Source organism: Pseudomonas boreofloridensis, assembly GCF_030580795.1.
Lineage (GTDB): Bacteria > Pseudomonadota > Gammaproteobacteria > Pseudomonadales > Pseudomonadaceae > Aquipseudomonas > Aquipseudomonas boreofloridensis.
Window position 1 is genome coordinate 135,922 of the sequence record NZ_JAUQOQ010000007.1, and the last position, 14,097, is coordinate 150,018.

Sequence of the window (14,097 nt, forward strand, 5' to 3'; positions counted from 1 at the left end):
GTGGGTCGTCTGGGCGTAGGCGGTGCGTGCAATCGCGGCGCCTGCATCGCGGCTGTGGCCGCAGGGCAGGCGCCGCACGGTGTCGCTCATCCCGCCGCGATCTTCGCCGGATCCGTCTGCAGCCACCACTGGCTGCGCTGGCCCTGCAACAGCCCTTCGAGCACCGAGTCGCCGCGGTCGCGCTGAGCGATGCGCTCTTGCTCGAACGCGTCCTTGAGCAGGCTTTGCAGGTTGCGCGACTGGGTCACGGCCTTGGGTGTGGTCACGTCGCTCTTCAGGTCGCCGTTGACGTAGGTGAGGATGCGCTCCTTCTGGCTGGCCTGCTGGGTAGCACTGGCTTCGACCAGCTTGCCCTTGTCGAAGCCCAGGCGCGTGGTGCTGCTGGCCTGGTCGTCGATCACATGGTAGCTGTAGTTCTGCGATTCGCGGTCGCTGCCCAGCGACAGCGCCATGAGCGGATTGGCACCCTGGTGGAACGAGGCATCGAGCTTGCTTTGCTGGCGCTGCTGCACCGAATAGTCCTGCAGGCCCTGGCGTTGAATATCGGTCTGCTGCGACGCACTGAAGGTGAAACTGTCCGTTTCGTCCTGGCGCATCGGGTTGCTACGTTGTGCAGTTTCGCTGATCGAGGCGCTGAAATCGGCCAGGCCACTGAGCAGGGCGCGGTCCTTGTCGGTCATGGAGAACGGTTTCTGCACAGCGGTCGGGCGGGTGTCGTCCAGGCTGTTGAGCTGGCTGAAGGCGTCCTTGAATAGGCCCATCAGATTCTCGTCGGCACGGCCGCGATGCTGGGCGGCATCGAACTGGGTCAGGTAGTTGGCGATCGCGGCCTTGCGTTGATCTGCGCTGCCCAGCAGCTCGCCGTCATGGGTGTCGAGGCTCAGGCGAACTTCCCCCGTGGGGCCTTCCAGGCTGAGCTTGCGCGTGCGCTCGTTGAGGTCGAGGGTGAAACGCTGTTCGCCGGTGGGCGTCTGCAGTTTGGCGTTCATCTGCAGCGACGAGAACAGGGTGGTGTCGAGCTTGGCCAGTGCGCCCAATTTCAACTGCGGGGGCTGTGCGTTCAAGCCATCGATGGTCGACTGGAAGCTGTCGGCGAGTTTGCCCAAACCGCGCAGTTCGTCGTCGCTCAACTCGCCGCCATCCACCTCGGCGCTGACCGCCAGGCCTTTCTCGCCGCTGGCCAGCGACAGCCTGATGGTCGCGCCAGAGGCCGTGGTCAGGCTGAAGCTGACGCCATTGTCGGGGTTCTCGCGCAAGCGTGTCTGCTGCAACTTCAGCACTGCAGGGTTGATGGGCGAGTCGTCGCTAACGGCGAAAACCGATTGCGAAATGCCGCTGCCGCCGTTGCGTACCAACTGCTCGATCAACGCCGCGCCGATGCCGTTGAAACGTCCGGCGGTACTGGACGTCTTGAACGCTGTGAGCAGCGAGGTAGCCAGCTTGTCCTGGCTGTCGTTCTCCCAGACATAGCGCGTCTGCCCGGGCAGCAGCCCTTGGCGAGTGTAGGTTTGCGGCTCGCTGGCGATGGTGGGCTGCCCCAGGGAGACGGAGCTGCTCGGCACATTGGCGGCGGCGGTCAGGGTATCTGCGGCGCTGGTCAGTGCTGTGGGCGGTTGCGCGAGGGCGACCCTCGCGGCGAGGGTTTGCACGGCGGTGATCGAAGTCATGAGCGTCCTGCCGATTCGAGTGGATATCGGGGTATCGGCCGGGCAATGAAATGCATGAGGAAAATGGCGGAGCGTTGGGGCGGTGAAAGCCGCTCCGAGAGGGAGCGGCTCTACCTTGGTGTAACGGATCAGCGGCGACGATCAGCGGCGGCGGAACAGGGGCAGTGGCTCGTCGGTGGCGCCTTGGTAGGTCACCGAGAAGTCTTTCAGGCTTTGCAGTGCATCCTGCGGATCCTTGTCGGCACGGATAGCGAAGGCATCGAAGCCGCAGCGCGCCATGTAGAACAGCTGGTCGCGCAGTACATCGCCGATGGCACGCAATTCGCCCTTGTACTGATAGCGATCACGCAGCAGACGGGCGTTGGAATAGCTGCGTCCGTCGGTGAAGGCCGGGAAATTCAGCGCGATGACCTGGAAGTGCTGCACCTGCTCGCCGATTTCCTCGGCTTCCTCGTCGCTGTCCAGCCATACGCCCAGTCCGCCGTCACGCGCGAGCAGCGCGTGGCCATGATCGCGCCACATCTGCAGCGGTACGATGTAGTCGTCGCAGTTGCTCAGCTCATCGAAAGAGGCGTCCTTGGGCAGCAGGTGCCAGGTCTCGTCGACGATTTCGTTGTGCTTAATGATTCGCTGCATAGACGCGTTCCTTGAATGGGTCGATGCCGATACGCTGATAGGTGTCGATGAAGCGTTCGTCTTCGTTGCGTCGTTCGACGTAGACGTTGATCAGTTTCTCGATCACATCGGCCATGTCGTCCTGGGCGAAGGACGGGCCGAGGATCTTGCCCAGGCTCGCATCGCGCGCAGCGTTGCCGCCGAGCGAGACCTGGTAGAACTCTTCGCCTTTCTTGTCCACGCCGAGGATGCCAATGTGGCCCACATGGTGGTGGCCGCAGGCGTTCATGCAGCCGGAAATGTTGAGGTCGAGCTCGCCGATGTCGAACAGATAGTCCAGGTCGTCGAAACGGCGCTGGATGGATTCGGCGATCGGGATCGACTTGGCATTGGCCAGGGAGCAGAAGTCACCGCCCGGGCAGCAGATGATGTCGGTCAGCAGGCCGATGTTCGGCGTGGCGAAACCGCTTTCGCGCAGTTCCAGCCACAGCGCGTGCAACTGGCGCTGCTCGACGTCGGCAAGAATGATGTTCTGTTCGTGCGAGGTGCGCAGGTGGCCAAAGCTGTAGCGATCAGCCAAATCGGCGACGGCATCGAGCTGCTTGTCGGTCAGGTCGCCCGGCGCCACGCCGGTGGGCTTGAGCGACAGGGTAACGGCGACATAGCCGGGCTTCTTGTGGGCACGGGTGTTGCGCGAGCGCCAGCGGGCGAAACCTGGGTTTTCCTGCTCCAGGGCAGTGAAGTCGACGTTGTCGAGCGCCAGATACTGCGGGTCGACGAAATGCTTGGCCACGCGCTGCAGCTCCGCCTCGGTCAGCGTGGTGCTGCCGCCGCGCAGATGGGCCATCTCGGCCTCGACCTTTTCGGCGAAGACCTCAGGGGTGAGCGCCTTGACCAGGATCTTGATGCGCGCCTTGTATTTGTTGTCACGTCGGCCGTAACGGTTGTATACGCGCAGGATCGCATCGAGGTAGCTGAGCAGGTCCTGCCAGGGCAGGAACTCGTTGATGAACGCACCGATCACCGGGGTACGGCCCAGGCCACCGCCGACCAAGACTCGGAAGCCCAGCTCTCCGGCCGCGTTATACACCGGCTCCAGGCCGATATCGTGCACTTCGATGGCGGCGCGGTCGTCCTTCGAGCCGTTGACGGCGATCTTGAACTTTCGCGGCAAGTAGGCGAATTCGGGGTGGAAGGTGGTCCACTGACGTACGATTTCGCACCATGGGCGCGGGTCGATCAGTTCATCCGCCGCGACGCCGGCGAACTGGTCGGTGGTGACGTTGCGCAGGCAGTTGCCGCTGGTCTGGATCGCGTGCATCTGCACCGTGGCCAGCTCGGCCAGGATCTCGGGAACGTCTTCGAGCGCCGGCCAGTTGTACTGCACGTTCTGCCGGGTGCTGATGTGTGCGTAGCCCTTGTCGTAGTCGCGGGCGATCTTGGCCAGCATGCGGACCTGGCGCGCATTCAACTGACCGTAGGGCACGGCGACGCGCAGCATCGGGGCGAAACGCTGGATGTAGAGGCCGTTCTGCAGGCGCAGAGGGCGGAATTCTTCTTCGCTCAGCTCACCGGCCAGATAGCGGCGGGTCTGATCACGGAACTGCTTGACGCGGTCCTCGATGATCCGCTGATCGTACTCGTCGTATACGTACATAAAAGTCCTGTCTCAGGCTGCATGCAGCTAATCGCGCGCACGGCCGCGCACTCCGGATCGGAGCGGGGGAACGATAGCAGAGTGCATTTATGCGCAAAAGTGATGTTTTTGCATATGAAAAGAACCATTTGGACTAAGTGAGATTGTCTGCTATTTGCTCTAACGCTCTCGCTAGGCCCGTATACTGTTTCCCTTTGTGCTGTAGGGATTTTCCTAATGCTCTTCAGAGCACTGTGTCACGGCCTTTGTCTCGGGTTGGCGTTGATGGCCAACGCGCAGGCGGCCTCGGTAGTGTTTCTCAACCCGGGCCTTTCAGATGAAACATTCTGGGTCAGCTATACGCGATTCATGCAGGCGGCTGCGGACAATCTGGGCATGCAGTTGCAGGTGCAATACGGTGAGCGCCAGGCCGAACGGCAACTGGCTCAGGTCCGTGCGTTGCTGCGCAGCCCACACAAACCCGACTATCTGATGCTGGTCAACGAACAATATGCAGCGCCGGAGGTGATGCGCCTGGCCCGTGGTAGCGGGATCAAGTTGGTGCTGGTCAACAACGGCCTGACGCGCAGCCAGGCCGATGCGGTGAAGGCGCAGCCTGGTAGCTATGCACCTTTGCTGGGCGCGCTGATCACCAACGACGAGCAGGCCGGTTACCAGATGCTGCGCGATCTGGTCGCCAGTCTTCCGGCGTCGAGCGGCCCCATTGAGCTGTTGGCTTTCTCGGGCATCAGCACCACGCCCGCCTCGCAATTGCGTGAGCAGGGCATGCGCCGGGCGCTCGCTGATTTTCCCCAAGTCCGTTTGCGTCAGGTGGTTTCCGGAGGCTGGAGCCGCCAGCGGGCTTTCGAGCAGGCGCAGATTCTGGTGCAACGCTATCCGAAGGTGCGTCTGGTGTGGTCGGCAAACGACGAGATGGCCTTTGGGGCCATGCAGGCGTTCGAAGCGGCGGGCAGGGTGCCGGGCCGCGATGTGCTGTTCAGCGCGATCAACAGTTCCCCCGAAGCGCTGCGGGCGCGAATCGATGGGCGACTCAGCGCACTGGTCGGAGGGCATTTCAGCCTGGGCGGCTGGGCGATGGTGATGCTGCACGATGATGCCTTGGGCCTGCCGCTTGATCGTGACGGTCACACGGTGCGCACCCTGCCGGTATTGCAGCCGATCGACCCGGCAAAGGCGCGGCGCTGGTTGGCATTGCAAGAGCGGGCAGACTACGGCATCGATTTCCGTCGCTACAGCGCGCAGGGCAAGGCCAGTGATTACCGCTACCCATTTTTGACGTCGCCCGTCGATTACTGAAAGACCTTGCTTGAGCAAAGGGCATTGCTGGGCTTTACTGCTGGGTGACGTGCATTCCGATAATCACTCCAAGAGGCAATGCAATGGCTAATCCTACCAAGCTGCGCAAACCCGCCGTCAGCGTCGACACCTGGGCGATCCTGTGTCTGATCGTGCTGGTGGTGGTGACCGCTGTCTACTGGCTCGGACATCCCTGAAGCAAAGCTGCCGGTTCACGCCGGGCTTAGCGCCCCACCCGTTTACCCCGTTGCTGGCCGACTTCCAGTGCCTGCCCGTCGCGTTGCTTCCCTTGGCGAGCGAGCCCTTCAAGTTGCGGAATGAGCATGCCCTCAGGCAAGTGCCGCCAGAACCTGCCAGGCATGTGCAGGCGTAACGCGTCGGGATTGAGCCGAGCAGGATTGAATGTGGAGCGGTAGTAAGTGCGCCAGAGTTCCGCGCCGGGGTCTTCGGCGTGCCTGGCCCACTCGATCCATTCGGGCGGACAGCGTCGGCGGTAGTCCAATTGCGCCCCGTCGAAACGGATGCCATCTTCTGGCGTCGCGATTAGCCAGCGCTGGCGTCCGAGGCGGTCGACGAAGTGACTGCTGGCGCTTTCGAGAATGTCGTGTGCGGGCTCGTGAAAGGCCACCAGATCCAATTGCAAATGGCTGGCAATCGGCTCTGGCAATGGGACGAAGCGAAGAAACGCGTGCAGATGGTGCGCTTCACGACTGACCTGTTTGATTCGCCTGTGCAACTCGCTGCCAAGCCGGTCGCCGGCCAGCATGGCCGTGCGGTCGCCATGGGCGACGCGCCACAGCACCTCGTACAGCATGTTCCAGCGCTGATCACCCCGGTAACGTGCGGCCTGTTCAAGCTGCTCCAACAGCGTAGCCGGTATGCGCGCTCTGAACGGGCCTGGTCCTTCGGGTAGCGGAGTCGGCAGTGCGAGCAGATCGTCGATTGGGCCTTGACCCCAGGTGACCTCGCTCGGGTCGATGCCGTGCCCCAGTAGCGTACGCGCCTGTGAGCGCCAGGTGCTGAACAGGTCGTCGCAGTCCAGCGCGATCATGCCCACAAGCCCATCTGCACGGGCGCTTGCGGTTCGCGCAAGCGCTCTCGCAGCAAACCGCTGCGCAATTCGCTTTGGGCAGGTCGGTAATCGGTGGTGACGATGAACGGGCGCGCCTTGTCCAGCACACAGCGCAATTGAATCAGGTCATCGTAGCGAATGCGCCGCTCGCGTCGCAGCGCCACCAAGCGCTGAACGCTGCGCAGGCCAATGCCGGGAATGCGGGCGAGCAGGGCGGGTTCGGCACGGTTCAGATCCAGCGGGAAGACGTCGCGATTGGCCAGGGCCCAGGCCAGCTTGGGGTCGACGTCCAGCGCCAGGTTGCCGGTCTGGCCGAGGAGTTCGCCGGCTGTGTAGCCATAGCCGCGCATGAGGAAATCGGCCTGGTACAAGCGGTGCTCACGCAGCAGCGGTGGGGCGGCCAATGGCACGCTGTTGGGGCTGTCAGGAATGGGGCTGAAGGCGGAATAGTAGACGCGCTTGAGGCCATAGCCCTGGTAGAGCGATTCGGCATTGCGCAGCAGCGTACTGTCGTCGGTGGCATCGGCACCCACGATCACCTGAGTACTTTGACCGGCCGGGGTGAAGCGCGGTGCTCGCGGCTCGCCGGCCACCGCCTGCTGGCCCTGATGAATGATGCCCATGGCCTGGCGAATCGTGTGTGCCTGCTTCTCCGGCGCCAGGCGTTTGAGGCTGGCGTCGGTGGGCAATTCGACGTTCACGCTCAAGCGATCGGCCAGACGTCCGGCTTCCTCGATCAACATCGGATCGGCATCGGGAATGGTCTTGAGGTGGATGTAGCCGCGGAAACCATGTTCTTCGCGCAGCAGGCGTGCGACGCGGTTCAACTGCTCCATGGTGTAATCGGCCGAGCGGATGATGCCCGAGCTCAGGAACAGCCCACTGATGCAATTGCGGCGGTAGAAATCCAGCGTTAGAAGCACCACCTCCTCGGGGCTGAAACGCGCCCTGGGTACATTGCTGGAGCGGCGGTTCACGCAGTACTGGCAGTCGTACAAGCAAAAGTTGGTGAGCAGTATCTTGAGTAACGACACGCATCGACCGTCAGGCGTGTAGCTGTGGCAGATGCCCATGCCATTGGTTGCGCCCAGGCCCTCTTGCCCGCGAGAACTGCGCTTGGGCGCGCCGCTGCTGGCGCAGGACGCATCGTACTTGGCGGCGTCGGCAAGAATGCCGAGCTTGGCAATGAGTTGCATGCAGGCTTCTCGATATACTGGTTTTTCATACAGTATTGAGAGAATGGCTGGCTTGCAAGAGCCTTTCCGATCAGCGGGCGAATGGATGCCCTGTAGCAAGACGGCCCGCCCGAGGACGAGGAGCAAAGTCCTCGTTCGGAACGGGCCGTCTGCTGGCGTGGTGTTGGAGCGCCTATTGCTTAGACTTCAGCGTCCCACGCGCGGTCGCCGTGTTCGTCCTTGACCCGGGTCGGCAGACCCATCACGTCCAGCGCCTTGAGGAACGGCTCTGCCGGCAACTCTTCGACGTTGACCATGCGCTTGGCATCCCATTCGCCACGCGCCACCAGCAATGCAGCGGCTACAGGCGGCACACCGGCGGTGTAGGAAATGCCTTGGCTGTCGGTTTCGGCATAGGCTTCTTCATGGTCGGCGACGTTGTAGATGAACACTTCGCGCGGCTGGCCATCTTTGGTGCCCTTGACCAGGTCGCCAATGCAGGTCTTGCCGGTATAGCCCGGGGCCAGGGAGGCCGGATCGGGCAGAACCGCCTTCACCACTTTCAGCGGTACCACTTCGAGACCCTCGGCGGTCTTGACCGGCTGCTCGGAGAGCAGGCCGAGGTTCTTCAAAACGGTAAACACATTGATGTAGTGCTCGCCGAAGCTCATCCAGAAGCGCACGTTCGGCACGTCCAGGTTCTTCGAGATCGAATGCACTTCGTCGTGCCCGGTCAGGTACAGGTTCTGCGAACCGACCACTGGCAGGTCGTCGGTGCGCTTGACCTCGAACATGGTATTGCGGGTCCACTGGCTGTTCTGCCAGCTCCACACCTGCCCGGTGAACTCGCGGAAGTTGATTTCCGGATCGAAGTTGGTGGCGAAGTACTTGCCGTGTGAGCCGGCATTGACGTCGAGGATGTCGATCGACTCGATGTGGTCGAAGTATTGCTGCTGGGCCAGTTTGGCGTAGCTGTTCACCACACCCGGGTCGAAGCCGACGCCGAGAATGGCGGTAATGTTCTTCTGCTGGCATTCCTCGAGGTGCTTCCACTCGTAGTTGCCATACCAGGGCGGGGTTTCGCAGATCTTGCCCGGTTCTTCGTGAATCGCGGTGTCCAGATAAGCGACACCCGTATCGATGCAGGCACGCAGCACCGACATGTTGAGGAAGGCGGAACCGACGTTGATCACGATCTGCGATTCGGTCTCGCGGATCAAAGCCTTGGTCGCCTCGACATCGAGGGCGTTGAGCGAGAAGGCCTGGATGTCGGCGGGTACCTTGAGGCTACCCTTGGCCTTGACGCTGTCGATGATGGCCTGGCATTTGGAGATGTTCCGTGACGCAATGGCAATACGACCGAGTTCGTCGTTATGCTGTGCGCACTTGTGGGCCACCACCTTGGCGACACCTCCTGCACCAATGATAAGAACGTTCTTCTTCAATTTACTCGATGCTCCTTGTTGAAAAGGCCTGTCGTCACGACAGGCTGGAAACGTAGTCGTCGAACCCGAACTCGCGTTTGACCTCGATGCTGCCGTCGAGCTGCTTGACGACGATCGCCGGCATCTTCAGGCCATTGAACCAATTCTTCTTGACCATGGTGTAACCCGCCGCATCGACGAAGGACAGACGGTCACCGATGGCCAGCGGCCGTTCGAACTGATATTCGCCGAAGATATCGCCGGCCAGGCACGATTTGCCACAGACCATGTAGGTGTGCTCACCGTCATTGGGTGCCATCTTGGCATTGAGACGGTAGATCAGCAGGTCGAGCATGTGCGCTTCGATCGAGCTGTCGACCACGGCCAAGTGCTTGCCGTTGTAGAGCGTGTCGAGCACGGTGACTTCCAGCGAAGCGCTGTTGGTGATGGCCGCTTCGCCTGGCTCCAGATACACCTGCACACCGTACTGCTCGGAGAAGCTTTTGAGGCGGGCGCAGAACGCCTCGAGCGCATAACCTTCGCCAGTAAAGTGGATGCCACCGCCGAGGCTCACCCACTGCACCTTGTGCAGTAGGTGACCGAAGCGCTCTTCGATGTGCGACAGCATCTTGTCGAACAGGGCGAAATCGCCGTTCTCGCAGTTGTTGTGGAACATGAAACCGGAGATCTGCCCGATCACCTTCTCGATCTTTTCCGGGTCCCATTCGCCGAGACGGCTGAAAGGACGTGCCGGGTCGGCCAGCAGGTAGTCGGAACTGCTCACCTGCGGATTGACGCGCAGGCCGCGGGTCGTGCCTTCGGATTGCTCGGCGAATCGCTCGAGCTGGCCGATGGAGTTGAAGATGATCTTGTCGCAGTTTTCCAGCATCTCCGGCACTTCATCATCCGCCCAGGCCACGCTGTAGGCGTGGGTCTCGCCGGCGAACTTCTGACGGCCGAGCTTGAGCTCGTAGAGCGAAGAGGAGGTGGTGCCGTCCATGTACTGTTCCATCAGGTCGAACACCGACCAGGTGGCGAAGCACTTGAGGGCGAGCAGGGCCTTGGCGCCGGAGTGCTCGCGCACATAGGCGATCTTCTCCAGGTTGCCCAGCAGCTTGGTTTTGTCGATGAGGTAATACGGCGTCTTGATCATTTCAAAGGCCCCCGGCCAGGCCGGCCAAAAAAAGGACACGCATTGTGCCTGCCCTCGCCGTAGATCGAAAGGGCACGAGACGGATTTCGCGTGGTGCATGCCCTGTGCGGGTGCGCGTTCATCTGGATTGAATCTTTTCTGTCGACGTCCACTCAGTTGAACAGAGGATTGTGACCATCTGAATCAACCGAACAGGTTGGCGAAGGAGAAACCCATGAGTTCCAAATACAAGGCGGGCGACAAGGTGCATTGGAATTCCGAGGCCGGGATCATCCACGGCTCGGTGGTCAAAGTGCATACCCGCGATGTGGCGTTCATGGGGCGCCAGCGGCATTGTTCGAAAGAGGAGCCGCAGTACGAAGTCAAGAGCGACAAGACCGGGCATCTGGCGATGCACAAGGAGTCGGCCTTGCATAGGAACTGAAACGGGCCAAGCCGCACAGCGGCAAGATCACCGAGGACGAAATGGACCATTGTGACCGTCCCGCCTACCTTATCCCTCCCTTGAACCGCGCCTCGGCGCGGTTTTTTTTGCCTATCACACACGCCTCGGTGAATGCCGGCCCTTTCAAGTTTCCGGGAGGCGGTGCTTGCTCAGTACGGTTGTTTGTTCAGCCAGTCCCGAATCTGCTCGAGCGTCGCGGTGGCCCCGCCGCAGACGATCATCAAGACACGCTCATAGCCGTCAAGTCTGCCAGGCTCGTAGGCCAGCGCCAACGCTGCACCGCAGGCTGGCTCGACCAGCAGTCGGTGATCGCGCAGGAAATCCTCGCAGGCTTGCAGCGCGGCACGGTCGGTGACCTGTTCACTGAACACGGGATGCTGCTGTGTACACGCGAACGCCTGATCGGCCACCCGTTTGGCCCCCAGAGAGGTCGCTACCGAACTGAGCGCTGTCAGCTCGACGGGGCCGCCGGCGACCATAGCCGCCTGCAGCGACGCGGCCCCCTCGGTTTCCACTGCCAGTACCGGCACATCGTGCCAACCGTTGCGCTGCAAGCCCTCGACCACGCCGCTGAGCAGCCCGCCACCGCCTACCGACAGCACCACCGCGTCGGGCTTCACGCCGCTCTGGGCGACTTCGTCGATCATGCTGGCATGACCCGTCCACAGCAGTGGGTCATCGAACGGGTGGATGAACGCATCGCTTGGCTGCAGCAAGCCTTGGGCATGCTGGTTGGCTTCCTGCCAGGAGCTGCCGGTGATCACCACTTCGGCCTGTTCGAGCTTGAGCAGTTCGATGGCTCGGGCGCTGGTGGTTTCAGGCACCACCACCGTCACCGGCACACCGAGCGCGCGTCCGGCATAGGCCACGGCCAGGCCGGCATTGCCGCCCGACGACGAAATGAAATGACGGGCGCCTCGGGCATGGTGCACCTCGCAGGCATGTCCCACGCCGCGCAACTTGAACGAGCCGGGCGGCTGCAGGGCTTCGAGCTTGAGCCACACGGCGCGTCCCGCTGCCAGTGAGAGCGGACGGGATTCGATCAGGGGGGTAGCGATGTGCAAGGTCATGGGCGCTCCGCGTTCAGCGTTGGCGGGCAGTGGGCGTGGCATCGCCTCGCAACTGCTCAAGGTAGTTGTAGATGGTGTAGCGGGTCACGCCCAAGGCGTCGGCGGCTTTTTCCACGCCGCCTTTGACGATGAACAATCCACGTTCCTGCATCAGGCGCACTGCCTCGACCTTGGCCTGCTTGTTCAGACGACCTTGGCCACTACGCTGCAGGGCGTCTTCGATGATCTCGGCCATCAGTTGCGGCAGGTCGGCGGCATCCCCAGGCGTTTGCTCAACACCTCCAGCGCCTAATGGCTGGAAGTGGCGAAGGAAAGTCATCGCAGCGTCGAGGCCGGTCAGGTCAGTGTTAACGCAGAGGCTGGCGAAAGGATGCCCGCCGCTGTCGCGAAAGATTGCGGTGGCGCTGCGCAGGCTGCGGCCTTTGAGTGAGGTGGGGTAATCGTTCAACACCACCGGGTCGCAACCCTGTTGATCGCGGCTGGCTTGCATCAGTGCCTTGAAGCCTTGGTCCTGTTCAGGAGCGGCCAGAATCGGACTGCCTACACGTCGGCCCGAGAGATGACCGTTGACGATGGCGATCACCGAGTGCTCCGGTCGATCAAGGTCGTGCAGGAGGATTTCCAAGTTGCCCGGCGCGACGCTGCCCAAGGCTTGCAGGGCAGCTTTGAGCACGGTGAGTGTGAGCTGGCGCTCTTGTTGGAGAGATAGGGGTGGCATGGGGGCTCGCCAAATTCACAATTATGTTGAATTTTACACAATTGGTTGAATTTGGCGAGTCGTGCGTGAGTTTCCAGGGTTAACGTTTCAGCGCGGGTGTGCGCGGTGGAATCATGCGCCGCGATCCAGTCGCTTCGAACCCCGCAGCGAAGCGCAGCAGCGCGTTGTCGTCATAGGCACGTCCGGCGAAGGTCAGGCCCACTGGCATGCCGATGTCGGCCATTACACCCATCGGCACGGTGACAGTGGGTACACCCAGGTGACGGATCGCCAGGTTGCCATTGGCGACCCACACACCATTGCTCCAGGCGATGTCCGCCGATGCAGGGTTGACGTCGGCGTCGGCGGGGCCGACATCGGCGACGGTGGGAAAGATCACAGCGTCGACACCCTGCTGGTCCATCCACGCTTCCAGATCCATCTTGCGGGTCTGTTCCAGGCCGCGCAGACCCTCCGGGACGCTGGCGATCTGATCCCAGGCCTTGAGGCCACGTTTGGCCATGTTCACGTACTCGTCCATGCCGGCCGCGAGATCGTCTTCGCGGTTGGGCAGGGTGCCAGGGTCGTGGGGGAAGATTTGCGGTCCGTCGACGTCGGCCAGACGGTTGAGCTGAGGGTCGCCGTTAGCGCGCAGGAAATCGTCGAACGCCCAGCCTGAAAGCTCCCAGAGTTCGTCATGCAGGAATTCCCGTGTGACGATGCCGCGGTTGTACACGGTCAGGGCACCCGGGCGGTCGCCTTCGCAATTGGAAACCAGTGGAAAATCGGTTTCCACCACTTCGGCGCCTGCGGCTTCGAGGGCCTGCCGAGCCTGTTGCCACAGGTCGATCACGCTGGCGCGGGTATGGATGCGCTGGCCGGTCGGCCCGCCGATCCCGGGCTTCTCCGAGGTGCCGGCGTCGGCATCGGCATTGATGTACATGCGCGGCACTGCGAAGCGCTTGCCCTTGAGCGCGGCGCTGCCGGTGGCCAGTGCCAGATAGCTCTGCGGGCGAACGCTGGAGGCAGGGGGAATCGGCACCCAGGGCTGCATGCGCCACAGGTCGCCACGGGTTTCGGCGTCGTCGGCCACCACCACATCGAGGATCTCCAGCAAGTCAGCCATGGTCCGTGCATATGGCACTACCACGTCCATGGTCGGCGTCAGCGGCCAGTTGCCGCGCACCGAGATCACCCCGCGCGAGGGGGTGTAGGCGCACAGCCCGTTGTTCGAGGCCGGGCCGCGTCCGCTCGACCACGTCTCCTCGGCCAGGCCGAACGCGCTGTAGCTGGCCGCCGTGGCGGTGCCGGCGCCATTGGAGGAGCCAGAGGCGAACGGTGCGGTGAGGAAGGCCGCGTTGTACGGACTCTCGGCGCGGCCGTACACGCCTCGCTGCATGCCGCCGTTGGCCATGGGCGGCATGTTGGTCTTGCCCAGGCAAATGGCGCCGGCTGCGCGCAGGCGCTCGACGGTGAAGGCGTCGCGTTGGGCGACCAGGTGTTTGAATGCCGGGCTGCCGGAGGCGGCGGTCAGGCCCTTGACCAGGTAGCTGTCCTTGGCGGTGTAGGGAATGCCGTCCAGCGGGCCGAGGGTTTTCCCCGCAGCGCGTCGTGCATCGGAGGCCGCCGCTTCCTCGAAGGCCTGGGGATTGCGCACCACCACGGCATTGAGCGCGGTCGGCGTATCGGCGCCGTCATAGGCATCGATCCGGGCCAGGTAGGCCTGGACCAGCTCGACCGCTGTGGTGCGACCCGATTCGAGCGCATCGCGCAGCTCGGCAATGGAAACCTCGGTTACCTCGATCATGCTGTCACCAAACTGTACA

At 62.5% G+C, this 14,097-nt stretch carries 12 protein-coding genes; 2 read left to right on the forward strand and 10 right to left on the reverse strand.

Going from position 1 to position 14,097, the window contains the following annotated elements; all coding sequences use genetic code 11:
• Positions 1–86: 86 nt before the first annotated feature.
• The 3 genes from Q6A47_RS10965 to Q6A47_RS10975 form a co-directional block, all read right to left on the reverse strand.
• On the reverse strand, positions 87–1,667 hold the full coding sequence (locus Q6A47_RS10965) for a hypothetical protein (RefSeq protein ID WP_304484316.1): 1,581 nt from the start codon (positions 1,665–1,667) through the stop codon (positions 87–89).
• A gap of 141 nt (positions 1,668–1,808) precedes the next feature.
• Positions 1,809–2,303: a DUF934 domain-containing protein gene (locus Q6A47_RS10970; protein ID WP_029614853.1), complete on the reverse strand. Its 495-nt coding sequence runs from the start codon at positions 2,301–2,303 to the stop codon at positions 1,809–1,811.
• Positions 2,287–3,939, reverse strand: coding sequence for a nitrite/sulfite reductase (locus tag Q6A47_RS10975; protein ID WP_029614854.1), 1,653 nt, complete (start codon positions 3,937–3,939; stop codon positions 2,287–2,289). Before Q6A47_RS10975 ends, Q6A47_RS10970 begins: the two co-directional genes overlap by 17 nt.
• Positions 3,940–4,155: 216 nt before the next feature.
• Between Q6A47_RS10975 and Q6A47_RS10980 the strand changes: the two genes are divergently transcribed.
• Positions 4,156–5,235, forward strand: coding sequence for an ABC transporter substrate-binding protein (locus Q6A47_RS10980; protein ID WP_304484317.1), 1,080 nt, complete (start codon positions 4,156–4,158; stop codon positions 5,233–5,235).
• Positions 5,236–5,458: 223 nt separating this feature from the next.
• Here Q6A47_RS10980 and Q6A47_RS10985 read toward each other — a convergent pair whose 3' ends face one another.
• The 4 genes from Q6A47_RS10985 to Q6A47_RS11000 form a co-directional block, all read right to left on the reverse strand.
• Complete coding sequence (locus tag Q6A47_RS10985; RefSeq protein WP_304484318.1) at positions 5,459–6,292, reverse strand: TIGR03915 family putative DNA repair protein; 834 nt, start codon at positions 6,290–6,292, stop codon at positions 5,459–5,461.
• Positions 6,283–7,503 (reverse strand): putative DNA modification/repair radical SAM protein, encoded by a 1,221-nt coding sequence (locus Q6A47_RS10990; protein ID WP_304484319.1) that lies wholly within the window; start codon positions 7,501–7,503, stop codon positions 6,283–6,285. The genes Q6A47_RS10985 and Q6A47_RS10990 overlap by 10 nt, the downstream gene beginning before the upstream one ends.
• 179 nt (positions 7,504–7,682) lie before the next feature.
• The gene (locus tag Q6A47_RS10995) at positions 7,683–8,927 is read right to left on the reverse strand and encodes a saccharopine dehydrogenase family protein (protein WP_029614857.1); all 1,245 of its coding nucleotides are present in this window, start codon (positions 8,925–8,927) and stop codon (positions 7,683–7,685) included.
• Positions 8,928–8,961: 34 nt separating this feature from the next.
• Positions 8,962–10,059, reverse strand: coding sequence for a carboxynorspermidine decarboxylase (locus Q6A47_RS11000; RefSeq protein WP_039583116.1), 1,098 nt, complete (start codon positions 10,057–10,059; stop codon positions 8,962–8,964).
• A gap of 214 nt (positions 10,060–10,273) precedes the next feature.
• Here Q6A47_RS11000 and Q6A47_RS11005 point away from each other — a divergent pair, with 214 nt between their 5' ends.
• Complete coding sequence (locus tag Q6A47_RS11005; RefSeq protein WP_029614859.1) at positions 10,274–10,483, forward strand: hypervirulence associated TUDOR domain-containing protein; 210 nt, start codon at positions 10,274–10,276, stop codon at positions 10,481–10,483.
• Positions 10,484–10,653: 170 nt separating this feature from the next.
• On the opposite strand, the gene Q6A47_RS11010 is transcribed toward Q6A47_RS11005, so the two are convergent.
• The 3 genes from Q6A47_RS11010 to Q6A47_RS11020 all read right to left on the reverse strand — a co-directional run bounded on the left by Q6A47_RS11010 (position 10,654) and on the right by Q6A47_RS11020 (position 14,078).
• A complete protein-coding gene (locus Q6A47_RS11010) occupies positions 10,654–11,574 on the reverse strand; it encodes a pyridoxal-phosphate dependent enzyme (RefSeq protein ID WP_304484320.1) in 921 nt (306 codons plus the stop codon).
• A gap of 13 nt (positions 11,575–11,587) precedes the next feature.
• Positions 11,588–12,292 carry a helix-turn-helix transcriptional regulator gene (locus Q6A47_RS11015; RefSeq protein ID WP_295488092.1) on the reverse strand — a complete coding sequence of 235 codons (705 nt, stop codon included), beginning with the start codon at positions 12,290–12,292 and terminating at the stop codon, positions 11,588–11,590.
• Positions 12,293–12,371: 79 nt separating this feature from the next.
• Complete coding sequence (locus tag Q6A47_RS11020) at positions 12,372–14,078, reverse strand: amidase (protein ID WP_304484321.1); 1,707 nt, start codon at positions 14,076–14,078, stop codon at positions 12,372–12,374.
• Positions 14,079–14,097 lie beyond the last annotated feature (19 nt).